This window comes from Enterobacteriaceae bacterium ESL0689 (assembly GCA_029433525.1).
In the GTDB taxonomy this organism is placed as follows: Bacteria; Pseudomonadota; Gammaproteobacteria; order Enterobacterales; family Enterobacteriaceae; genus JAQTIF01.
Map to the genome: position 1 here is coordinate 2,179,723 of JAQTIF010000001.1, position 24,128 is coordinate 2,203,850.

Genomic DNA, 24,128 nt, shown 5'->3' on the forward strand with positions numbered 1-24,128 from the left:
CACAGACAAAACCAGATATTTTTTAAATCAGGAAAATCCCTGGTTCCAGGATCAGCAGTGCCGCCAAAGTTTTTAAATATAACATAACTACTGCTGATTTCTCTTTTTTTACTTTCAGCTTTTTGAATATACAACATTGTCGTAATTATAATTTAATAAAGCAGCAATCATACGAGCCTCCCAATCAGCATCTGAATATAGCTGTGCGTGAGATTTTGAGCACTATCCGGGGCTAAAATATTTACCTGCCAGCTATTTCATCCGCAGCAACTTATCATAGTCAGGAATTTTTCCATTTGTTTTTTCCTCGCTACCATCTGGGTAAATGATTGTCTTCTTTTCTGATAATGAGCCAGATCCTTTTATTTTGACAACTTTATTCCGATAAAAAACAGGTGCTATAATTATATTTTTAATTCCGCTCACCCGGTAGTATCTGTTCCACTTTTCGGAGCGTTCATTTCCGGCAAAGAGATACAAGTCTATTTCATCAATATTATGATATAGGTATTCCATCGGGAAAAATTCCGTTTTAAAGAATAAATCGCCACTGACTGGTCTGGGATTACCTTTTCCAAAACCACTACCCATCCCTTCATTATCAAAATCAAATACATAATTTGCGGGTATGATATCCTTTCCACTTGCTAACGTGGATGTGCTGGCCACCTGCAGCCCAACCCGAATACCACTGAGAACCCAGTGACAACGTGTACCACCATCCAGTGCAATACGCGCTCTGCGCAGCCCGTCACCGTCAGATGGCGAGAGTGAGATCTGCATGGGATTAAACCAGCGCACCATCCGCACATGTGACTCACTGAGCGGATCATACTCTTTTCGCTGACAGCGCTCTGAACGGTACAATACTGACAAGGGTAATATTTCGGTTTCCGGCGGCACCTTTATTGCCACATTTACCCACTGTGTATTTTCCGGTGGCTCCAGTGTGTAATTAACATAGTCAGCACAGCCACTAAGGAAAAATAGCACGATAAAAGCATTAATGAAATTATTCAATAAGTTCTCTGGCGATCGATTTAAAACGAATAAGCGCATTTTCTTCTCCCTCCCAAAAGACAGCAAAGCAATCCATCATTAGATAATGTGACTTACTTTATCTCCATCTTATCAACCACATTAAAATCAGGGAAAAGAGTTTTTTCAGGGGCAATACTGCCATCTGGGTAGATTATTTTTGCGTACACACCTTTTATTTTTCTTTCTGGCTCTATAAACCTAACTATTTTAGCTTCATTAAGTTTTGGATAATAATAGATATTACTGAGATTATATACTCTATAAGAGATATAATCTTCCCCAAACAAAGAAAGTGATTTTTTTCTCCGAAATTTTTCTTTCTATAATATAAGGATAATAGTTAGGTGACAAAGTTAAATCACCGGTAAAATATTTAAATTGCCCATTACTTGTGGCAGCATTATCAAAAGCAATCAGTGCGTCAACACCTGTTCCTAAAACTAAATCTTTACCCAGATGCGTGGCATCTGTATACTCAATACCCAGTTCAATTGCACTTAATGTCCATTTACAAGCCCCCCCTCCGGTCATGGCAACTTTTGTCTGCCAGATATCTCCCGCTTTTTGTTCCATATCAATGGCTATTGGGTTATAGGTATGCCTGGTAACAATTTCGCCGTTTGCCGCACTGATCACTGTTTTCATACATTCATAGGAAATATACCTCGCTGTCAGTGGAATGGGTCTGGTATAGGGAGAGGGATTTTTGATTTCCACATTAACCCATTTCGTATCTGCTGGTGGTGATAATGTTCTATTAATAGGGCGATTTATAATGCAACCCGTTGTTGAAAATAGTACCAGGGAAAGCACCACTATTTTTGATTGCTTAATCATCTGCCATTACCTCTTTATTGAATTGCATAAACCGCAGTAGGGCATTTTTACCCGGCTGAGTTGCCAGAGTGGGCGCCAGGGAGGTGCTTAATAAACTTTCCACCTTGAGAAACAGTTCATTGCGGGCATACTCTTTTTTCGGAATACTCTCCCTATTTCTGGTCATCTGCTCCTGGAATGCCCCAAGCTTGCGTTGATACTCGGTGATTGCGTGTTCTGCCACGATATCTGATCTATTAATCAAGTCCAGTAGTTTGCTATTCATAAAGGTGATATAGGCGGTCATCGAGTGATCAAAGACCGAATAAACAAAACCGCGCGCCGGGTTATTCCCTGTCGGGAAAAATTCATTGAGATTCTCTGCCGTTAATGATGCTTTAAACTCCTGCTGTTGCTGGCCTGCCTGCTGCATCTCCTGCTTGGCCAGAGCAGGCACCAGATAAAGTTTAACGCTAATGGGCAGTTTTGCTCTGACTGTAATACAGTTGGCGGGTTCGGGCAATGCCCTTTTACACTCTTTCCACTCCTGATGCTGGGAGGTGGCAAGAAAGGCTACGGTATTACCGTGATGCCAGAAGCAATCCCCCCACGGCACCGCTTGATAAGCGACATACTCGCCCACCGACCAGAAAAAGCCCAGCGTACCACCTATTACTCCCCATAAGCGATATAACTCGTTATCAAGATTAGCATCCATAGGAACTGCGGGCACAAGATCTTTATCATTAACATGACGGAAATGGGGAATGTCGGCTAACTGAGCGATAGCATCACGGGTAAAGGTTCTGGGCATACCGTAAGTATAAAGTAAAGGATTATACTCTCTCAAACTTGCTGAGTGGATAAGTGCTAAAGATCCACCTAAGCTATGACCAGTAATAAATAATTTTCTACCTTGGAATAAATTAGAAAGATCTCTTAATTCCTTTTTAAATTTCTTCTCAGCCCGACAATAGCCACTCCAGAACCCGGTATGCACCTTCCCGGTAGAAAGCAATGTAGTACATTGCATTTTATTCTCATCACAGCTCTCTATATAGTGGTATTTAATGTGATACGTATCAGTTACAGGAAAAATATTTCCTTTTTTTCATTATGGTAAAAAGAGCAGGCATCACTGCGCCGGTAAAAAAACAGAACGCCATCAGACGGACAACATATGAGATAATCTGCTGAAACTTATCCTCACCTTGATAAAGTATTCCATGATAAAACAGACTAAGGTAGGCATTATAACAAGCCCTATTAATAACCGGAATGCAGGTAATAACCAGAATAATCAGAGAACCGCAAATAAATGAGCGATACAGAATAATATTTACTGTTCTGTACCAGCCCTTTTTTATTAAAAAATCATTACGAAAATATTAACCAGCGCACAAACAATCAACACGATCGCTAGAAAAAAACCAACCTGAGAAATATGGAGATCAGTAATCAGCTTTTCCAGCAAACTATTGCGTGCAAACCCATTGAACGAGAAGAGCAGCAGAATTGTATAAACAATCGCGATCAGCAACGACAGAAAAAATGACAGATATCTTTTCATTACTTAATCTCCCGGAATAATACCTGCTTCGCTTTTTTTCATATTACCCCTCCGCTTCTTTTAAAAATCATTGCGTTCTTGATATAGCCTGAAGTTTTTTAAAATCAGGAAAATCTCTTCCTTTAGGATCAATAGAGCCATCTGGATATTTAAATATAATATGATTGCTACCAATTTCCTTTCTTACTTTCGGTCCCTCGGAATAAATAACTTTGTCATAATTAGAAGTTAGCCAGACAGTAACAGAACTGGCCGTTTTAACTCTATAACTATATAAATGAAGATCTCCAAACACATTCAGGTCAATTTTTTTTCCATGATTCCCAAAATAATCAGTATGTATCCATGGGAAATATTCCCGAACAATATTAACATGTTCAGATAAAATGCTCTTAATATTACCATTGTAATCTTGAGGTAAGTGATCATCAAATATCAAAATGATCACATTTTCAATACTATCATCTACCAACTTATCAAATTTATTTTTATCATATTTAAACTTAACCGTTACATTACTGAGCTTCCAGTTACAGCTACCACCGCCATCGACAGGAACTGATGCTACAGAAAAACTGTTATTTTCTACAACCGGTAACAACATTGAGTTGTGGCCAGCTACTTTGTACTCTCTACCTCCGGAACCATGTCGGTTAAATGAGCAAGGCTCAGAGCGGTACATAACATTAACTGGCAGAATGTCCATATCTGAAGTCGAGTGTATTTTAATAGTGATATGTTTTGTATCCCTGGGGGGAGAAAGGGATTTATCTCTATCGCATGCGGAAATAACAAAAATGACGCTCAGGCATAATATTTTAACTGATATTTTCATTCATGTTCTTCCTTCTCTCTATTTTTAAACCTGATTAAAGAGTTCTGCCATGTCTCTGCTGATTTTGAGATAGCTAATGTTTCCGGTAACATATCCTGAAGAAGCAGAAGTATTTTATTCCTGCTGGCCTCTTCTTTTGATATGTGTTCTCCTGTAGTAGCAGCTTTCTCTACTTGCTGAGCGAATTCAAGCCGTTTTTGCTTTCGCTCCATTTTACGCTCAGGATCAACCAACTCAAGCAATTGATTTTTCAAGTATGGCATATACTGGCCGGTCATAAGATGATGAAGCAGGTTTGTGAATGAGTCAAGTTCAGGATTAGTATTTTTAGGGAAGTACTTTTCCAGGCTTTTTTTATCTATTCTTTTAATAAACCTCTCCTGCTGTCTGGTTGCCTCCTTAAAATCATGTTCATTTAGTAAAGGAACAACAAATAACTTAGCTTTCTTAATAAACATATTCCGAATGACTAGTGGATTTGTATTCATTTCATCTAAACTATATCCGGCAGGGAGAGATGTTATTTTTTTTACAAAAGATTGCTCTGCCTTAAAGAAAATAACAATATTCCCATGATGCCAGTAGGGATCACCAAATTTAATGCCCACATTCTGAGCGATTAATTCAGCAACAGATATATTAACACCACAGATGATACCAAAAGGGCCCCACAGATTGTACAGGTTATTCTCCAGTTCATTCTCTGGCGGAACGCTCGTTATTGTATCAGAATCATTCACATGCCTGAAATGGATAATATCATCTAATTGTGCAATCGTAGCGGCACAAAAAACCCTTGGCATGCCATAAGTATAGAGCAGGGGGTTATAAGTTCTTAGTACTGTTGCCTGGATTAATGATAACGCCCCACCCAAACTATGTCCGGAAATAAATAATTCACGTTCATTACATAATCTTGGTATATCCGTATTAAATCTCACACTAAATTTATATACTGCTAATCTATAAGCATCTAAAAATCCTTTATGCGCCCTACCTCCAGAAATAATATCGCCACAAGGAACCGGCCTGAATGATACGTCGGTCTTAATATCATTCCATTTTGTGAGTTCTGTTCCCCGCCAGCTAATAATCATTTGTTTTTTATTATGTACATAAAAAAGTTGCGTACCCCCCTCACCCGCAGAACCTGCTGATGTGTCTAAAAACCTTGGATCTATATAGCGCTGTCTGAATGGTACATCAACCGATATGGTTTGATACAGTAACGATGGCACCCAGGAGAGATCCTGACATTCTTTATTAAAAAAATTAGTTATTTTTTCTTCAGACTCATATGCAAATTCCGCTAATAAGCCTAAATTATATGCATTTATAATAGAATACTCTTTTGTATGATGAAGAAGCAGATTCCATGCTCTGAACGGACAAATTTTTACTATTACTCGTGAATTAAAGTGCATATTCGATATGGTCAACCCCGAAAAATCAGGATCAGGAAAATGAAAAAAAGGCAATGCTTCACTTTCCCAGTCAGGTATTTCTGGCGCTTTATCACATAATTGCCCAATAACCACATAGTAACAAATGTAGTTAGTCTGCTTATCAACCGTCATCGATGCCATTTTCATGGCATAAACCGTTGTTCTCTCAATACTTAAAGGGCGCTGCTCCATTTCATCCGCCAGTGGCTGAGCTGCAACAAAAAGTGTCAGATCCGGATGATATAAATTATCAATCCGTAATATCCCTTCTGAATCTGTGATCCCCTGATAAGGTTCGAGATATTTATCTCGGGTCGCTTCATTTTCGACCCGCCATGGCATATTAGCTACCGGCTTACTATTTTCATCAACCAGCTGGATTTCAATCCAGCATTTTCGTTGTACCTGCGCCTCAGCTTTGCCGAAAGCACCTACTGCCGATGTTCTTGATTCACCCATAATAGTTAGTCCTGTTCACTGTCCGTGTTACTGAAGGGAAATTCAATTTTGATTGATGATGGCACTGCGGTATAAATCGGCATTGTTTTGCCCTCTTTATTCGTTGTTCCGCTATACACTTCACCTTCAGCCGTCGTTATCTTATAAAGCGTATAGGGCAGCGGTTTACCCGTTTCCTTATCAGTAACATCAAATCCACCTTTAAATCCTGAAGGGAGCTCCTGGGCAGGTTGATTTAAATTTACCGCTCCCATCTTTTGTATATTTGTTGCTTTAAGGAAAATATTTCCCGGACATCCCAGCTCAATATTCCCTTCACTGATTTTGATATACGCACCCCCGCAGACCAGCGTTAGCGTCTGACTGGCATTCACTGTCACATTCCCGTTATTACTGGTCACCGTGACATCTTTCAGCGCCTGAACATTGAGTGCATCCCCCTGAGCCTGTAAATCAACTTTCCCCTGGCCAGCAAACAGTTGCATTCCTTCTCCCTGGGCAAACAAGCTGACCGTATTCGCAGCGGCAACCGTCACCGACTGAGCCGCACTGATATCCGTATTGCGACCCGATACAATCCCTACACTCTGATGTCCGGACGCTATCCTTATAGCTTCCGGGCTGATAATACCGATCCCGCTGGGAGAGTGGGCTAATATGCCCGGTTTTTGCAGACCAATTAAAGCGCTGTTCAGACTCGACTGGCTGTCAGTTTCTGCTGGCGTAGCTTTTGCTATCTTAGCTGCCCGGTTCAGGCTTTTGGCCAGATCAAGCGCCTGTTCTAACTGCTGGATAGCCTCATGCATATCCAGCATCACACCCTGTGCACCAGGCTGAATATCGGCACTCAATAATATTCCTTTGCCGCCCCGTACTGACACCCAGTCATCAGTACGCAGCTCTGCGCCTTCACCGCGCAGTACCCTTTCAGCATCAACATTATGACCAAGATTCAGCTGCGTTTTTCCGCCATATTCAGTGCTGAGTTTGATATGCTCCTCGCCACGTTTATCCTCCATCCGCAGTTTGTTCAGCCCGGCAGTGCGCAGAACATTGCGGGTAGAGTTGAGTTCCGTCACCGGGTCGATATGACGCGAATCATGCAGAACATGGGCAATATAGGGTCGATCCAGATCCCCTTCGTGGAAAGCGATTGCCACTTCAGTATCCTGAACCAGTGGAAAGTGAAAGCCATATTTGTCACCACCATAGGGTTTCGCCAGCCGCACCAGCATACTTTCCATGCCTTTATATTTGTCATCCCGGTCGGCATCAAACTGCACCCGGTACAGTCCCGCCTCATTCTGCCAGGCGTAGATGTCCTGCGGTTTAGCACTGGTGATGCGGGCGGTCAGGGTGCCGCTTATCACCGGGCGCTTTTTCGCCGCTGGTCGCCAGCAGCGGTTATCCCGAAACGGCATCGCCAGCCACTCCACCCGCAGGGCATTCTTCCGGCTGGCGGTGTAGCTCGCACAGGTTATCAGCAGGCCGTTTTCCGTTTCCCGCGGCAGGGTTGGCGGAACCGTTGTTTCTGTGATGGTCAGTACCTGTCCCGGGCCAAGAGCGGCGTCACTGCTGCTGCCGGTCACTGTGGTCTGGCGGGTCAGAAAGCGTTCATGCTCCAGCCGCGCCCAGAAGTTAGCGGTTTCTGCCGCCGGGTTGATTTTGTCTCCCAGCTCAAGGTGGCGTGCACGATAGTGGTAGACATCACCGTAGGTGATGCCCTCGCCGTCACCACGGGTCATATCGGCCGAAACGGAAGTCAGAATGTTTTGCGCTTCCCGGTGGTTGTAATCATCGGCAGTGACCGAGCGTTCCACCACGTTGTGCAGGACATGGACTCCCCAGACCGATTCCATGCCGCTGTCACTGGTTCCCGACGGGCTGTTCAGTGGCAGTGTTTTGCCGTGAGTCCAGGCATACTGCCCGTCGGCGAAGTTGATCACTTCAGTTTGCGTCTTTGGTTGCAGGGTGAAGAAGTAGAATATTCCCACTTCCGCCAGCAGCCGTTCAATAAACGCCAGATCGCTCTCCCGGTACTGATTTATCTGTTCGCGCTTCGGATACTCCGTCCGGAGTCTGAACGTAAACATCCAGTCTTCCAGACCGTGGTCTTTCAGCACCTCCCTGACCACCTCCGGCACCGATTTATTAACAAAGAAGCGGTGAGTGCGGAACTGATTAGCCAGCAGGGATAAAAAAGGTTCGAGAATAATCTGGTAAGTCGCCTGGTCGGCTGAACCACTGATGCGCCTGAAGTGCGTCACCACGCCGTGAATCAGCTTATGCCCGCTGAGCGCCATCAGCAGGCCCGTACCCATCGTCAGGGTGGCCGATTTATTGAGTATCTGGCGGGCATCGATATTCAGGTCACTGCTGGTAAACAGGATTGTGTAATGGTACAGCTCACTCAGAAACTCTTTACCGCTGAACTCCTCCACATCCAGCAGCGACGGGCAGGAAGGAATGGTTAACCGGTAGCGGTTCAGGCCATTCTCCGTCATAGCGGAGAGGGTATTTTTAATCATACCGGGTAGATTCATAACAGTGATCCCACAGAAATAACAGGTTTAACTGATAAGTCTGAAAAAGTCATTACACTGCTTTTTCAGGTGATTGAAATCGTTCATTCAGAGAATATTTAGCATCTTCGTTATTGACGCAGCACGGACAGCGCGGAGAAACCGCAACAGACACATAATTTCGGGTACTGCCCTGATGGGCCAGGCGCTTAATCATTCAGGAGGTAACTGCCATCACTCCAGACAGGTTCCGGTAATAACCGGAGAAGATTGTTTATCCATAAAACGACAATATGGCAGGGCAATTTCCATTTCGGTTGGTGTGACATTGTAAATATACTTACCACTGACTTCTGCCGTCACAACCACACTTCGGGGTTCGTTTTTGGGATTTTTGGATTTTAATATGTACTGAATAATAAACTGTCCTTTCTCCGGAAAATGATAAAAGGAAGGAGGAATGCATAACATACCATTAACGACACGAAGAGCAGGCGAAAAATCAAATTCTCTTTCCTTTATCGGTAAATCTCGTGGATTAATGCCAATATCTGCTAGTTGATAATCCTGAGCGTTATTTACATAAAAACAGACGTTTTCTCCCTGTTTAGTAACCTGTGTGGTTTCATCAAAACGCATTCTGTCACCGGGGCCTGGGCAGCCAGTCAACGCCACCAGACTGATACTGGTCAGAAGCATTGCTCCTGATATACGGAAAGATATTGTTTTTACCATGGAAACCCCCTCAGCGCTTTTTTATATCCCTGGCGAATAACAGGCTCAGAGATATCACCATCCAGAGTAATATTAGGATTTTTTTTTGTTTTCAGATGTTGCCAGATATCATAGTCAAAGGTCTGTAATACAAAGTTATCGGCAATTATCTGTGCCTGCTGCTCCATTGGATATTCACTTAACAGCCTGCCATCCAGGGTATAGCGATAACTGACCAGCCAGCTCACCAGTCCCCGGGCTATCACATTCATTCCCCGCGCTCGCTGCCAGACATGGCTCATTTCATGAATAAACAGATGCTGATAATCGAATAGCGCCTGCGAAAAATCATCCTTATACTGATTACGAAACCAGAGTTCACCATTGGGTGTCATCGCGGTATCTTTATTTTGTAGACCTAACGGTAAATAGCTCCCGTGGTGTATCCATACTTTGTGATAATCAATGGTGGAGGAAAAAACCGACTCCGCCAGCCGTATTTCGCCGGGCGTCAGTAAACGCAATCCGCCTTCTTTATCCTGCAATGTGTTTTGTGTATCAGTCATCAGTGAACTCCATGATTATCCCCTCGTCATCACTCCAGCCCAGCGTCCCTGTTATACCCGACACTGACTGGGCATCGACTTCAAGGATCAGTAATGGATTGTTTTTTTAACAAAATACTCACATTCAGCCTGTGGGTACGCTACCGCCCGTCGCCATTTCCTGATATTCAGGTGTCTCCATGCGCACAAGGGCAAATCGTCAGATAGCAGAGAGCATTTCCGGCATCACCGCCCCAGATGTTGCCGGAAATGCCCTCACAGGCTCGCTTCCGCCAGCCTGTTTAGCTTTTACGTCGTAGCTCGTTCACTCCTGGCACCGGAATGAATCATATTGCCGTTTTGATAGAAATTCACCTTTTCGCACAGCCGCGGATCATGCAGCGAACCTTTCCATATTGGTGCCTGTATTTGGTTACTGACTAACAGAGGCATAAATAGTATTTCCCGTTATTTATTCCAGTAATAAATTATTTATTTCCGGCATCTGCCAGCACGTTAAGTTCGATGACTTACGGAACGCTCTACCCGTAGAGATAATATAATGGCAGGTCGTACAATTTCTCAGCTATTATTAAGTCGCCTTTTTATTTTGTAAACAGACAAAACGAATTTTGTGAGTTTTTCAGCATTTTTTTCCGATCTGCCTGCTCTTATCTGTGTGGTCGTACATAAAAGTTAATAAAATGATGATTTCATAAAACAAAAAATACATAAAAATAACAATTAAATAACGTGATATGACAGAGGTTAAGGTTATAAACTAAAGAATAATCCGTTACATAGCCGCAGGGGAAAGTTGCAATCACAATCGACATCATGTTCAGATGCATCTGCTATATTAGTATAATACATTCACGCAACAAATATTTTGCTATCATACCAATAATAATGATCTGATATTTTATATTTGAAACTCTTCACCTGGCATCTGGTCGATAAAGTCCTGCCCGCCATCATTAAGCCATTAGCGCGCCTTCCCATACGCTATCTCTGCTATTTTTATGGGTGATTTGCTGCGATATTAAGCGGACATCGCCATTAATTTAAAAAAGATATTCATTACCAGAATGAAATTATTTTTAAATTATCTAAAAGCGTTACATCAGAGGCTAAATGGTGGTCGCGTGACCGCAGAGCCATTGCCGGGGCTGCCGCCCCTTACATTGCTGAAATCATCGGCCATCATGTTGGGCACCGGGATCTTCTTACCCGCAGATCATTCTTCAGCCAGCCGGATGATCAACTCACCCCACTCACCCGCTCAGATGCCGCCAGAGCAAGCCAGTGCTGCTGCTCCCCGGCCAGATCTTCGAGGTGGCGCTCAGAAGTGACGCTGTCACCGTGATTAAGGTCAGCGGTGCCAGCACAATGATATCCACCTTGAGGTCGGTATCAGTACCACTGACTATGAAGAGCATCATAATAAGGTATATATTTTGTCATTACTTAAGCAGATGCGAGGAAAAAGTAATGCCGAAAGAAGCAGTGTTCACGATGAAACTGGAAAGCTCGCTGCGGGAAGGGTTCATCGCGGCGGCAAAAGCCAGTCACAGACCGGCCTCCCAGGTGATGCGTGAGCTGATGCGGGAGTATATCCGGCGTCAGAGCGACGCTCAGGCTTACGATGCGTATGTGGCGCAGAAAGTGGAAAAAGGACGGCAGTCTGTCCGTTCAGGCGAAGGTACAGACAACGACGAGGTTGAAAAACTATTCACGGCACGACGGGCAGCGCTGGCAGGTAAAATGTGAGAGTCATCTGGACAAAAGAAGTCATAGAGGATCGTACCGCCATATGGGACTACCTGGCAGAAAGAAACCCGGTTGCAGCGCTGAAACTGGATGAACTGTTCAGTGAATCGGCGGCGGGACTCGCAGAGCACCTGCTGATGGGGCCAGCAGGCCAGATAGCAGGAACCCGCGAACTGGTGCTCCATGAACATTACCGGCTGGTCTGCTGCTCCTTCATCATGTTCAGCCAACAGCAATAAGGCAGGTCAGCCTGACGGCCTCCGCTTAACAACTTTATGGCCGCCCGGCTGCGTCTGGCGCAGGTTTGCTGACAGTCCCTCAGTGCACAGGATGCTATTCTATTTTTTTGACTTAACACGGTAGCTGACAGTGAAGGCCCGTCGGCCTCTACAGAGATAAATATATTATCTTTTAAACTGTTACCTCAAACCAATGAGATGATCTAGAATTATTACAAACAGTCTGTGGCCACTGATTTTTAGCGCCTGGCCAGACTGGCTGCGCCAGGCGCTTAGTCTTGATCTGAACATTTTTAGAAATGATACCGTGATGATGTAATCACTAAAGAGAATTATTATGAAAATCGCTGTATACAGCACGAAACAGTACGATAAAAAATACCTTCAGCATGTGAATGAGCAGGATAATTATGGATTCGAGCTTGAGTTTTTCGATTTCATGCTGACAGAAAAGACCGCCACCACTGCGCATGGTTGTCAGGCGGTGTGCATCTTCGTCAATGATGACGGCAGCCGTCCGGTGCTGGAAGAGCTGAAGGCGTGTGGTGTGAAATATATCGCCTTACGTTGCGCCGGATTTAATAACGTTGATCTCAACGCCGCCAGAGAACTCGGGCTGCATGTGGTCAATGTTCCCGCTTACTCTCCCGAAGCGGTCGCTGAACATGCAGTAGGTTTAATGATGTCGCTGAACCGCCGTATTCACCGCGCTTATCAGCGTACCCGTGATGCCAATTTCTCCCTCGAAGGCTTAACCGGTTTTACAATGCATGGTAAAACAGCGGGGATTATTGGTACTGGCAAAATTGGCGTCGCGCTGTTACGTATCCTGAAAGGATTCGGGATGCGTCTGCTGGCATTCGATCCCTATCCTTCTCCCGCCGCGCTGGAGCTTGGTGTGGAGTATGTTGACCTGCCGACACTCTATGCTCAGTCGGATATTATTTCGTTACACTGTCCTTTAACAAAAGACAATTACCATATGCTCAACAAGGCGGCATTTGATCAGATGAAAGATGGTGTGATGATCATCAATACCAGCCGTGGCGGACTGATTGATTCACAGGCCGCGATTGAAGCCCTGAAACATCAGAAGATTGGCGCATTAGGGATGGATGTGTATGAAAACGAACGCGACCTTTTCTTTGAAGATAAATCCAATGATGTGATTCAGGATGATGTGTTCCGCCGTCTTTCTGCCTGCCATAACGTGCTCTTTACCGGACACCAGGCTTTTCTGACCGCCGAAGCGTTGATCGCTATCTCCAGAACCACGCTCGATAATCTGCATCAGGTGTCGAGCGGTGAACCCTGCCCGAATGAATTAGTGTAATTTTATTTTTATGCTCATCTCGTTGATGGGCATAATCAGACAACTCTGGCAGCCATTATCTGCCAGAGCATGACACTATTTGCTTTTTATTAATGATCCGGAGGAATAAATGAAGAAATATGCAGCACTGCTGGTCGCTACCGCCCTGGTATCCGGTTGCATCAATAACCATAAAACGGTCATCGGTGCCGAACAGCTGCAGCATCACCGTTTTGTGCTCACGCACGTCAATGGTCAGCCGTTAAACAGCGGCGAAGAGGCGCCGGAACTCAGTTTTGGTGAACATATGTCGATCTATGGCCAGATGTGCAACCAGTTTCGCGGCAATGGTAAAATCAGCAACGGTGAACTGAAAGTCGAGGATCTGGCGATGACCCATATGCTCTGCCCCGATGCGAAGCTGAACAAGCTGGATGTGACTCTTACCAGCATGTTACAACAGGGCGCACAGGTGGATCTGACCGCCGGTCAGCTGACACTCACGACCGCGAATCAGACCCTGATCTATAAACTGGCTGATCGGATGAATTAACGGCTACCGCAACCCCCTTCGGTTAATGCCCGTTCGCTGCAACGTTTGCCGTTCGGTAATGCACAGACACCGGTTGATGAACCATCAAGCTGCCGCGCGATCGATAATGCCCCGCCCAGCATTGCGCAATTCGCCAGCCCTTCATCACTCATGGTGCTACGCATTGCCGGCGGTACGTAGGCGGCGGTGCCCTGTTGCATCGGTTCTTGATGGCAGGCTGACAATAGTAACGTGGTACACGCCAGCCAAAAAGTCGCTCGCATCCTCTTTCCCTCTCAGAAGCATCGAAAAATAAACAGATCATAAATATAATAGGCAGCACCGTATCCGATGTCGAGCCAGGAGACATTCTGTTAATGCCCGCCCGTTATCTGTTCTGATAAAATTCCTCACGGAGTAATAGTCTGTCGCGATTTTGCTTCCCGGCTCGCCTGGCGATATGAACGTTATCAGAGACACAAATGCAAAAATATTTTTAGGACGGGTTTGCTAAAATCGGTAACATACAGCGACAGAACCTGCGGTTATTTTGCGGGCTCCTTCTTTTTGTGCAATGTTGGGGTTTCTTTTTATGATTACTATCGATGGTAATGGCGCAGTCGCTTCCGTGGCCTTTCGCGCCAGTGAAGTTATCGCTATTTACCCGATCACTCCAAGTTCAACGATGGCAGAACAGGCCGATAGCTGGGCTGGCAATGGGTTAAAAAACGTCTGGGGCGATGTTCCGCGCGTGGTAGAGATGCAGTCAGAAGCGGGCGCTATCGCTGCTGTACATGGCGCGCTACAAACCGGCTCGCTTGCCACCTCGTTTACCTCATCGCAGGGGTTGTTGCTGATGATCCCGACGTTGTACAAGCTGGCGGGACAACTGATGCCATTTGTTCTGCATGTCGCTGCCCGTACCGTTGCCACGCACGCCCTCTCTATTTTCGGCGATCACTCTGACGTGATGGCGGTACGCCAGACCGGATGCGCGATGCTGTGTGCCAGTAGCGTCCAGGAAGCGCAGGATTTCGCGCTGATTGCCCACATCGCCACCCTGAAAAGCCGGGTGCCGTTTATTCACTTTTTTGATGGTTTCCGCACCTCGCATGAAGTCAATAAAATCACGCCACTGAGCGACGAAACCCTTCAGCGTCTGTTACCGCAGGAGGCCATTGACGCCCATCGTCAGCGGGCACTGAATCCGGAGCATCCGGTTATTCGGGGAACCTCCGCTAATCCGGATACCTATTTCCAGTCCCGTGAAGCCACTAACCGGTGGTATGACGCGGTTTATGACCACGTTGAAACCGCGATGAACGATTTCGCTGCCGCGACCGGACGGCACTATAAGCCCTTCGAATTTTATGGTCATCCACAAGCAGAGCGGGTGATTGTCATTATGGGCTCGGCTATCGGCACCTGTGAAGAGGTGGTTGATGAACTGCTCAAACGCGGTGAAAAAGTGGGGGTATTGAAAGTCCGGCTCTATCGTCCTTTTTCTGCCAGCCATTTGCTGGCCGCATTACCCGAAAGCGTGCGTCATATTGCGGTACTCGATCGGACCAAAGAGCCTGGCGCTCAGGCAGAGCCGTTGTATCTCGATGTGATGACCGCACTGGCCGAGGCGTTTAATCGTGGTGAACGCCAGACCCTGCCACGCACCATTGGCGGACGCTATGGCTTGTCATCGAAAGAGTTCGGTCCGCAATGTGTGCTGGCGGTTTTTCGTGAACTGCAGGCGGCTCAACCGAAACCGCGCTTTACTGTCGGAATTTACGATGACGTCACGCATCTCTCTCTGCCATTGACAGAAAGTGCGCCACCTGCGGAAGCGAAACTGGAAGCGTTATTTTATGGCCTCGGCAGCGATGGTAGCGTATCCGCGACCAAAAATAATATTAAGATCATCGGCAATTCAACACCGTGGTTTGCACAAGGTTATTTTGTCTATGATTCCAAAAAAGCGGGTGGTTTGACCGTTTCGCATTTGCGTGTCAGCGAAAAGCCGATTCGCTCCTCTTATCTGATCGCACAGGCCGATTTCATTGGCTGCCATCAGTTGCAATTTGTCGATAAATATCAAATTGTTGAACATCTGAAACCCGGTGGTATCTTTCTGCTCAATACACCTTATGGGAGTGATGAAGCCTGGTCTCGGTTACCCCAAGAGGTTCAGGGGGCGCTCAATCAGAAACAGGCACGCTTTTTTATTATTAATGCCGCCAGAATAGCGCGCGAATGTGGGCTGGGCGCACGCATTAACACGGTGATGCAGATGGCCTTTTTCCATTTGACACACATTTTGCCTGACGATAGCGCGCAGCATGAATTGCGCGAGGCGATCGCCAGAAGCTACGCGAGTAAAGGGCAGGATCTTGTTGAACGTAACTGGCAGGCGCTGGCAATGGCTCGTGAATGTATCGCTGAAATTCCATTACAGCCAGTGAATAGCACCAGCGCATGCCGTCCTCCTGTTGTCTCGGATGCCGCCCCCGATTTTGTCAAAACGGTTACCGCTACCATGCTGGCGGGTCTCGGAGATACCCTCCCCGTCTCTGCCCTGCCCCCGGATGGCACCTGGCCGCTGGGAACTACGCGCTGGGAAAAACGGAATATTGCTGATCAGATCCCTGTCTGGCAGGAAACGCTGTGTACACAATGCAACCACTGTGTCGCCGCCTGTCCCCATGCGGCGATACGTGCCAAAGTGGTTCCGGCCGCCGCGATGGCTGATGCACCGGCAACCTTGCACTCACTGGATGTCAAATCCCGCGATATGCGTGGACAAAAGTATGTCCTGCAGGTTGCCCCGGAAGACTGCACCGGCTGTCGCCTGTGTGTCGAAGTCTGCCCGGCGAAAGATCGTGAAGATCCGCAAATCAAGGCGATTAACATGAAGCCACGCCTTGAATATCTTGCGGAAGAGAAAAACAACTATAACTTCTTCCAGCGGCTACCGGAAATTGACCGCAGTCAACTGGATCGTATTGATATCCGTACCTCACAATTAATTACGCCGCTGTTTGAGTATTCAGGTGCCTGCTCCGGATGTGGCGAAACACCTTATATTAAATTACTGACCCAACTGTATGGTGATCGGATGTTGATCGCCAATGCGACTGGCTGCTCATCCATCTACGGCGGGAATTTACCTTCGACGCCTTATACGACAGATGCACATGGTCGCGGGCCTGCGTGGGCAAATTCACTGTTTGAGGATAACGCAGAGTTTGGCCTCGGTTTTCGTTTATCGGTTGATCAGCATCGCCAGCGGGTCCTGCGTTTACTGGCTCAGTTTACTGATAAAATCCCCGCTGACCTGTATACGGCTTTGCAGAGTGAAGCCTCTGTCGATGTGCGCCGGAAACAAGTCGAGGCGTTACGTCAGGCGCTCACTGGTGTCGCCGGGGCGGAACAGCTGTTGAGCGATGCCGATGCGCTGGTGGAAAAATCGATCTGGATCATCGGCGGCGATGGCTGGGCTTATGATATCGGTTATGGCGGCCTTGACCATGTTCTGAGTCTGACAGAGAACGTCAATGTGCTGGTGCTGGATACCCAATGTTACTCGAATACCGGTGGCCAGGCCTCAAAAGCGACCCCGCTGGGGGCGGTGATGAAGTTTAGTGAGCATGGTAAGCGGCGGGCGAGAAAAGATCCTGGCGTCAGTATGATGATGTATGGCCATGTTTACGTCGCCCAGATTGCGCTGGGGGCACAATTAAATCAGACGGTGAAAGCCATTCAGGAAGCGGAAGCCTATCCCGGCCCCTCGCTGATCATCGCCTATAGCCCCTGTGAAGAACACGGTTATGACCTGGCGTTCAGTCACGATCAGATGCGCCGCCTGACCGCCGCCGGTTTCTGGCCCCTGTATCGCTTTGATCCACAACGGGCAGCAACAGGAAAACCACCACTGATGCTGGATTCACGGCCGCCATCAGAGGCGCTGGCCGAGACGTTGCTGAATGAACAGCGTTTCCGGCGCCTCAACACACAACAGCCGGAAGTGGCACAACAGCTATGGCAGGATGCGGCAGTGAATTTGCAAAAACGCTACGATTTTCTGGCACACATGGCCGGTAAGTCAGAATAGTCCTGGTAACAGGAAAACAGACATTACTGGCGGGATTAGGGACAGCGCTGGTGATGTTCGCCACCCTCTGGTCGCATTCATGGTGCGACCGGTCAGGTGATAACTGATTAAATTGATTCTTTATTTCATGCCGCAAAATCAAAAGATGAACAAAAAAGAAAAATATAATAGCGATAAACTGCAAAAACGCTTGCGCCGTCATGTCGGGGAAGCGATCGCTGATTTTAATATGATTGAAGAGGGTGACCGGGTTATGGTTTGCCTTTCTGGTGGCAAGGACAGCTACACGTTACTTGAGATCCTGCTGAGTCTACAGAAGAGCGCCCCGGTGTCGTTCTCGCTGGTGGCGGTGAATCTCGATCAGAAACAGCCGGGTTTTCCGGAACATGTTCTGCCGGAGTATCTCCGCCAGCGTGGCGTTGAGTATCAAATTGTCGAAGAAAATACCTACGGCATTGTTAAAGAGAAAATACCCGAGGGCAAAACCACCTGCTCGCTCTGTTCCCGCCTGCGTCGTGGCATTCTTTACCGGACAGCCAGTGAATTAAACGCAACCAAAATTGCGCTTGGCCATCATCGTGATGATATTTTACAAACGCTGTTTCTGAATATGTTTTATGGCGGAAAAATGAAAGGCATGCCGCCGAAACTGATGAGCGATGATGGTCAGCATATCGTCATTCGTCCGCTGGCTTACTGTCGTGAAAAGGATATTGCACGCTTTGCTGAAGCCAAAGCGTTTCCCATCATTCCCTGTAACTTGTGCGGTTCGCAACCCAACCTGCAACGTCAGGTGATTGCCGAAATGTTGCGTGACTGGGATAAACGTTATCCGGGGCGGATTGAGACCATGTTCAGTGCGATGCAAAACGTGGTGCCATCACATCTCAGCGATGTTAATTTGTTCAACTTTAAAGCGATTAATCATCATTCTGCGGTCGTTGATGGCGGTGATCTGGCCTTTGATCGTGAAGACATCCCGCTCCAGCCCGCTGGCTGGCGGCAAGTGGAAGAAAAGCGTGAACAACGCCTTGATATACGGGAATTAAAATAAAGCAATAGGTGCCTGGCCCATCAGGCTATTTTACTTGCCATTTTGTCCCTGGGCAGTGCTCGAAATCCTCACGTACTCCGTGTACGCTGCGGTTTCTCCGCGCTGTCCGTGTCCAAACTGGCTGCGCCAATAACGCCTGGTGGGCCAGACTCTAAGCCGCCATTCATGTGACAACAGGTAACCAGAATGGGGTTCCGGCTTGCAACCCCTAACATGTAGCTCAGATATATGAAAGAGAATCAAATTATGTCTGCAAATGCAGTAGTCCGTGCCCGCATCGACGCGCATATTAAAGAAGAGAAGAGGCGACCGTTGTACTGGCCGCGATGGGACTGACCGTATCCGACGCATTCCGTATTATGCTGACCCGCGTTGCCCGTGAGAAAGCCTTGCCTTTCGAGCCACTGGTGCCGAATGCCACCACCCTGGAGGCAATGAAGGAAGCACGACGGGGCGGATTGACGTCGTTCGCTACCGTTGAGGACTTGATGATGGATCTAAATGCGGAAGATTGAGCGAACTGGCCAGTTCAAACGCGACTATAAATGTGAGGCCAAACGCTGATAAACACTGCGATCACGCGCTTACCGGTAACTGGAAAGACCACCGTGATTGCCACATCAAGCCAGATTTGGTGCTGATCTACAGGAAACCTGATGATGTGCTGCAACTTGTGCGCATTAGGTCACATAGTGAACTTGGGTTATGAGCAGAGCTGATGTGCTGATATGGATATTGAGAAACAACTATCGTCTTGAGTCCAACCTGGAAAGACACGACAAAGCGCCACCCACGGGCAGCAGCCTTCGGAACAAAGTCTCGGTAGATCTGAATCCATCGTTGTTAGCGGTGTTTTTGTTTACAGGGCAAAAAATTACGCGCAGAAAAAAGATCCTTTCCATTCCCGAGATTATTAATTGAATCAGCATGTTCACGCCGATAAATTTCGACACTAACCAAACTTAATTTAGACAAGCTGTAAAACGATACAACATCTTTACTTCGTGGCGATCGCCAACATTCAGCTTCTGTTTGACATTGTTTTTGCTGTTCATATCCTTCGGCTATCAGGTATTCACGAATTTTACGGGTATCAGTCGTGCCATTGAACTGAATACCATAGACAAAAGCTTGTGGACCACTGATATTGCTATAACTGAACTCGTAATTGTCAGAGATACGAGGCATTCTTTTCAATAAATCTGGCGTGTAATACTCGTACTCACGAGTGTCCATTTGGGTATAATTGGCGCTACTGGCAACCCCCATCTGTATATGCGTCCATACGACCGCCAGCGCAAAAACACCCATGACAGTAACACTGAGCAGAATAATGATATTTCGTCTCATAAACCCATCCTGTTGTTACCAGAGCCTAAGACAACAAAAGTCTTATCGTGCTGAGGCAGAATGACGTTTCCAGACAGTGAGCGGGAATGACTTCCATCAATCATCTTCAGTCCTGATGGGACAGGCACCTGGAAAAATGGCCCGACAACCGAGCCGCTGGGTGATGGTAAAAAAAACCGGCCTGACTAAGCCGGTATTATAAATAATAATAAATTTGCACAATAAACTAAAAGGAAGTAAATCAATTATGGAGTACAACGTTCATCGCTTAACGTTGCATTTACCTGCCCGAAGATATTGCCTTGAATAACCAGATGATTTATTGATTTTGCTCAAAAACCATCATGGTTTTACCTTGGGGGAAATATGAAAGGCAGAATATCTATAACCACTTACTATGATGCAACCATAATGCAACAATAAAAATCAAAAAAACCAACATAATGCAAAATAAATAAAAACCGGCATCCGACGAATTACCCGGTATGCCGCCGAGGTTGACGCCAAAGAGTCCGGTGAGAAATGTGCAGGGCAGAAAAACCATCGCCATCAGCGACATCATATAAGTCCGCCGTGATAATCCTTCCTGCATAATCTGGGCAATTTCATCACTGATAATGGCGGTACGCGAAATACAACCATCGATCTCATCCAGTCCTCTGCCCTGACGATCAGCGATATCCAGCATTTGCTGACGGTGAGTATCGCTCATCCACGACAAATGCTCGGTCGCCAGGCGTGAGAATACATCCCGCTGGGGTGCCATATAGCGGCGCATAACAAGCAGTTGTTTGCGCAATAGTGCCAGCGAACCGCGTGGTGGTATTTGCTGATCCAGTAAATTATCTTCAAAATCGATAATTTGATCGTGTAACTGCTCAATAAATTCACTGGTATGATCGGTCAGAATATCGCAGGTTTCTACCAGCCAGCTGCCGCAATCCGTCGGGCCAGTGCCCTCCCGGAGATCGCCAAGAACATCATCCAGCGCCAGTATCTGACGCTGGCGGGTAGAGAGAATGAAACGCTCATCGATATACAGGCGCATCGCGACCAGTTGATCCGGACGTTCGTCGGTACTGCCATTGATGCAATGGAGCGTAATAAGTACGCCATCGCCGACGCGGGTAAGCCGCGGGCGTGTATCTTCGCCGGATAAGACATCGCGTATGCTATTGGGTAATAACGGCGTAGAAGCCAGCCATTTTGCGCTGTCCACTTCGGTGTAGTTGAGATGCAGCCAGCAAGGACAACTTTTATCAATCGTGTCATTATCTGTCAGTGGTTTTACCCCACCATGACCATCAAGTTGCCATGCAAAAATGGCATCCGGTACATTTAATTCCGATCCTTTAATGGCGTCCACCCTGCCTCCATCCGTTAATGCTTATTCCGTAGTCTAGTCAATCATATTGATGCCAGCAATATTCTAGCGGTTACGATGATAAACAACGCTTGCTGGAGGAGTCCCTGATGACCCTTTTATCCACGCTTTAATCAAATGGTTGCTGGTATACTGGCTCGATCATCCCGCTCCCGCAATAGGATTTGCCGAAGTGATAACGAATGGCATACACTGGCTATCATATCAACACGATAGACAGGAAGAGCGTTATGTCACAAACCGTACATTTTCAGGGCAGTTCTGTTGCTGTTAACGGCCTGATTGCCCAGCCAGGCACCGCCGCCAAACCCTTTACCCTGGTGGCTAAAGATCTCAGCGATGTCTCATTGAGTCAGTTTACCGGCAAACGTAAAGTTCTGAACATTTTCCCCAGCATTGACACCAGTGTTTGTGCCGCTTCAGTACGCAAGTTCAATCAACTGGCATCCGGACTGGATAACACCGTGGTATTATGCATTTCTGCTGATCTGCCCTTTGCCCAGGCACGTTTCTGTGGCGCAGAGGGGCTGAATAATGTCATCACCCTCTCAACATTACGTAGCCCACAATTTATGAACGATTATGGTGTCGCGATAACAACAGGCCCACTGGCCGGTCTTGCCGCGCGTGCGGTGGTGATTATTGATCAGCAGGATCAGGTGATTTACAGCCAGCTGGTCAATGAAATTACTGAAGAGCCGGATTATGACGCGGCGCTGGCTGCATTAAAGAACTGACAACATGATATCGTCATATTGCCGTTCAGTGCGCTCAGTCTGACGTGGCAGACTGAGCGGCCTTATCTGATTATTTCTTCTGATTCAGTCCATATTCCCGCAGCTTGTTAGCAATCGCGGTATGTGAAACACCAAGCCGTTTTGCCAGCTTACGTGTACTGGGGAAACGCTGATAAAGCGTGCTCAATACGCTGTGCTCAAAACGGTGAATAATATCATCCAGCGTGCCAGCCAGCGCCTCTTCTCCGGGTGAAAATGTCACAGCGTCATAATCCGGTAACATTATATCCTGTGGGCGGATCTCATCGCCCTGCAGTTGTGTCAGCGCGCGGTAAACGACATTTTTCAACTGGCGGATATTACCTGGCCAGTTATAACGCATTAATACGCTGCCGAGATCAGCCGCCAGCCGCGGTGTGGCTATTTTTTGCTCATCAGCCAGTGTGGCGACAAAGTGTTCTGTCAGCGGGATGATATCTTGTGGGCAGTCACGTAGCGGCGGTAAACAGATCGTGAGGACATTAAGACGATAGAACAAATCTTCACGAAACAGCCCTTTTTGTACTAACTCCACCAGATTTTTTTGCGTTGCGCAAATGACCCGGACATCGACATGTACTTCACTCTCCTCACCCACGCGGCGAAAAGATCCATCATTGAGAAAGCGCAGTAATTTTGTCTGCATCTGCGCGGACATCTCACCAATTTCATCCAGCAGTACTGTTCCGCCATTGGCTTGCTCAAAGAAGCCTTTTTTCCCCTGGATCGCATCACCAAATAGTTCGCTTTCTACCGCATTCTCCGGGATCGAACCGCAGTTCAGCGCCAGGTAAGGATGTCGGGATCGTGAGCTGGCCTGATGGCAAACGTTAGCCAGTAAATCTTTCCCTGTTCCTGTATCACCGCTAATTAATAGCGGTGCGTTAAGCATTGCCAGTTTACGTGCCTGTTCAACCACATGGCGCATTTTCGGGCTGATGGCGATGATCTGACTAAAAGCATCGCTCTGCTGTGCTGTCCGGGAGGGGAAATGATGCCCGGTGGGGCGCAATATCACTACCGCCCCCATGAAAACTGATTCGCCATATTGATGGCCAGAAGAGACCGGAGTGATCTCCAGCATGAAGTTTTGTCCGTTGATGACTAGCGCTTCGCGATGAACCTGCTGCGGCACCGTTTCCAGCCAGCGCTGAATATTAAAATGGCTGATTAATTGTGCCAGTGGATAATGGTATAGCTGTTGCTGACTTTGCGCGAACAACTGACAACTGGCGGGATTAGCGTATTCTATTCTGCCTTTGCTGTTCAGCGATAACACCGGTTCCGGCATCGCTACCAGCAAAGCGTTCAGTGCCAGATGCTCACGTTCAGAGGGCATGCACGGCACCGTGCGCACATCCATGACGCCAGAAATAGAGCGGATCTCCGCCATCAGACGACTAAAACTGGCAAACTCCAGTTCCGCAAAATTAAGATAAATTCGGCCTTCAGGATCAATATCAATCCCCCGGAGATCGATACTACGCAGAACCAGTAAATCAAGGAGCTCACGAGTCAGACCAAGGCGATCTTTACACAACACTTCCAGACGCATGGGAGTTTTTACCCTAAAAGGCTAATGACGGAGCCATAATAGGATAGTTGCTGGCTGGCGTGAAGATGGCTGTCAACAATTATTGACACTTTGCCACCGTTAGCGCT

General features: G+C 46.9%; 21 protein-coding genes and 2 pseudogenes. 9 read left to right on the forward strand and 14 right to left on the reverse strand.

What is annotated here, in order from left to right:
- Positions 1 to 252: 252 nt before the first annotated feature.
- The 10 genes from PT300_10500 to PT300_10545 all read right to left on the reverse strand — a co-directional run bounded on the left by PT300_10500 (position 253) and on the right by PT300_10545 (position 11,389).
- Complete coding sequence (locus PT300_10500) at positions 253 to 1,059, reverse strand: hypothetical protein (GenBank protein MDF7680984.1); 807 nt, start codon at positions 1,057 to 1,059, stop codon at positions 253 to 255.
- Positions 1,060 to 1,299: 240 nt separating this feature from the next.
- Positions 1,300 to 1,878 (reverse strand): hypothetical protein, encoded by a 579-nt coding sequence (locus PT300_10505; GenBank protein ID MDF7680985.1) that lies wholly within the window; start codon positions 1,876 to 1,878, stop codon positions 1,300 to 1,302.
- Positions 1,871 to 2,914: a lipase family protein gene (locus PT300_10510; GenBank protein ID MDF7680986.1), complete on the reverse strand. Its 1,044-nt coding sequence runs from the start codon at positions 2,912 to 2,914 to the stop codon at positions 1,871 to 1,873. The genes PT300_10505 and PT300_10510 overlap by 8 nt, the downstream gene beginning before the upstream one ends.
- 309 nt (positions 2,915 to 3,223) lie before the next feature.
- On the reverse strand, positions 3,224 to 3,427 hold the full coding sequence (locus tag PT300_10515) for a hypothetical protein (GenBank protein MDF7680987.1): 204 nt from the start codon (positions 3,425 to 3,427) through the stop codon (positions 3,224 to 3,226).
- Between the two features lie 67 nt (positions 3,428 to 3,494).
- Positions 3,495 to 4,262 (reverse strand): hypothetical protein, encoded by a 768-nt coding sequence (locus tag PT300_10520; protein ID MDF7680988.1) that lies wholly within the window; start codon positions 4,260 to 4,262, stop codon positions 3,495 to 3,497.
- Positions 4,259 to 6,166, reverse strand: coding sequence for a lipase family protein (locus PT300_10525; protein ID MDF7680989.1), 1,908 nt, complete (start codon positions 6,164 to 6,166; stop codon positions 4,259 to 4,261). The genes PT300_10520 and PT300_10525 overlap by 4 nt, the downstream gene beginning before the upstream one ends.
- Positions 6,167 to 6,171: 5 nt before the next feature.
- Positions 6,172 to 8,709: a type VI secretion system tip protein VgrG gene (gene vgrG, locus PT300_10530; GenBank protein MDF7680990.1), complete on the reverse strand. Its 2,538-nt coding sequence runs from the start codon at positions 8,707 to 8,709 to the stop codon at positions 6,172 to 6,174.
- Positions 8,710 to 8,922: 213 nt separating this feature from the next.
- The gene (locus tag PT300_10535; GenBank protein ID MDF7680991.1) at positions 8,923 to 9,423 is read right to left on the reverse strand and encodes a hypothetical protein; all 501 of its coding nucleotides are present in this window, start codon (positions 9,421 to 9,423) and stop codon (positions 8,923 to 8,925) included.
- A complete protein-coding gene (locus PT300_10540) occupies positions 9,417 to 9,968 on the reverse strand; it encodes a type IV secretion protein Rhs (GenBank protein MDF7680992.1) in 552 nt (183 codons plus the stop codon). The genes PT300_10535 and PT300_10540 overlap by 7 nt, the downstream gene beginning before the upstream one ends.
- A 1,253-nt stretch (positions 9,969 to 11,221) precedes the next feature.
- Entirely contained in the window at positions 11,222 to 11,389 is a 168-nt protein-coding gene (locus tag PT300_10545; protein MDF7680993.1) for a hypothetical protein, read from the reverse strand.
- 49 nt (positions 11,390 to 11,438) lie between these two features.
- On the opposite strand from PT300_10545, the gene PT300_10550 reads away from it, so the two are divergent.
- The 4 genes from PT300_10550 (at position 11,439) to hslJ (ending at position 13,821) form a co-directional block, all read left to right on the forward strand.
- Entirely contained in the window at positions 11,439 to 11,717 is a 279-nt protein-coding gene (locus PT300_10550) for an antitoxin of toxin-antitoxin stability system (protein MDF7680994.1), read from the forward strand.
- The gene (locus PT300_10555) at positions 11,714 to 11,956 is read left to right on the forward strand and encodes a type II toxin-antitoxin system RelE/ParE family toxin (GenBank protein ID MDF7680995.1); all 243 of its coding nucleotides are present in this window, start codon (positions 11,714 to 11,716) and stop codon (positions 11,954 to 11,956) included. The genes PT300_10550 and PT300_10555 overlap by 4 nt, the downstream gene beginning before the upstream one ends.
- A gap of 337 nt (positions 11,957 to 12,293) precedes the next feature.
- Positions 12,294 to 13,289 carry a 2-hydroxyacid dehydrogenase gene (locus tag PT300_10560; GenBank protein MDF7680996.1) on the forward strand — a complete coding sequence of 332 codons (996 nt, stop codon included), beginning with the start codon at positions 12,294 to 12,296 and terminating at the stop codon, positions 13,287 to 13,289.
- A 109-nt stretch (positions 13,290 to 13,398) separates the two neighbouring features.
- Entirely contained in the window at positions 13,399 to 13,821 is a 423-nt protein-coding gene (hslJ, locus tag PT300_10565) for a heat shock protein HslJ (protein MDF7680997.1), read from the forward strand.
- On the opposite strand, the gene PT300_10570 is transcribed toward hslJ, so the two are convergent.
- The gene (locus tag PT300_10570; GenBank protein ID MDF7680998.1) at positions 13,818 to 14,084 is read right to left on the reverse strand and encodes a DUF333 domain-containing protein; all 267 of its coding nucleotides are present in this window, start codon (positions 14,082 to 14,084) and stop codon (positions 13,818 to 13,820) included. The two genes, hslJ and PT300_10570, sit on opposite strands and share 4 nt — an antisense overlap.
- A 308-nt stretch (positions 14,085 to 14,392) precedes the next feature.
- On the opposite strand from PT300_10570, the gene nifJ reads away from it, so the two are divergent.
- From nifJ to PT300_10590, 4 genes and pseudogenes are all read left to right on the forward strand, one after another.
- On the forward strand, positions 14,393 to 17,902 hold the full coding sequence (gene nifJ, locus PT300_10575; protein MDF7680999.1) for a pyruvate:ferredoxin (flavodoxin) oxidoreductase: 3,510 nt from the start codon (positions 14,393 to 14,395) through the stop codon (positions 17,900 to 17,902).
- Positions 17,903 to 18,029: 127 nt separating this feature from the next.
- Positions 18,030 to 18,956 (forward strand): tRNA 2-thiocytidine(32) synthetase TtcA, encoded by a 927-nt coding sequence (gene ttcA, locus PT300_10580; GenBank protein MDF7681000.1) that lies wholly within the window; start codon positions 18,030 to 18,032, stop codon positions 18,954 to 18,956.
- 246 nt (positions 18,957 to 19,202) lie between these two features.
- Positions 19,203 to 19,471 (forward strand): annotated as a pseudogene (locus PT300_10585) (type II toxin-antitoxin system RelB/DinJ family antitoxin).
- Positions 19,458 to 19,665: pseudogene (locus tag PT300_10590) on the forward strand (type II toxin-antitoxin system YafQ family toxin). Before PT300_10585 ends, PT300_10590 begins: the two co-directional pseudogenes overlap by 14 nt.
- A 134-nt stretch (positions 19,666 to 19,799) precedes the next feature.
- On the opposite strand, the gene PT300_10595 reads toward PT300_10590, so the two are convergent.
- Together PT300_10595 and zntB are read right to left on the reverse strand one after the other, a co-directional pair.
- Entirely contained in the window at positions 19,800 to 20,306 is a 507-nt protein-coding gene (locus tag PT300_10595; GenBank protein MDF7681001.1) for a hypothetical protein, read from the reverse strand.
- 382 nt (positions 20,307 to 20,688) lie between these two features.
- Positions 20,689 to 21,672, reverse strand: coding sequence for a zinc transporter ZntB (gene zntB, locus PT300_10600; GenBank protein MDF7681002.1), 984 nt, complete (start codon positions 21,670 to 21,672; stop codon positions 20,689 to 20,691).
- A 248-nt stretch (positions 21,673 to 21,920) separates the two neighbouring features.
- Here zntB and tpx point away from each other — a divergent pair, with 248 nt between their 5' ends.
- Positions 21,921 to 22,427, forward strand: a complete 507-nt coding sequence (tpx, locus tag PT300_10605; GenBank protein MDF7681003.1) for a thiol peroxidase — start codon at positions 21,921 to 21,923, stop codon at positions 22,425 to 22,427.
- A gap of 70 nt (positions 22,428 to 22,497) precedes the next feature.
- Here tpx and tyrR read toward each other — a convergent pair whose 3' ends face one another.
- Positions 22,498 to 24,021, reverse strand: a complete 1,524-nt coding sequence (gene tyrR / locus PT300_10610; protein MDF7681004.1) for a transcriptional regulator TyrR — start codon at positions 24,019 to 24,021, stop codon at positions 22,498 to 22,500.
- Positions 24,022 to 24,128: the final 107 nt, after the last annotated feature.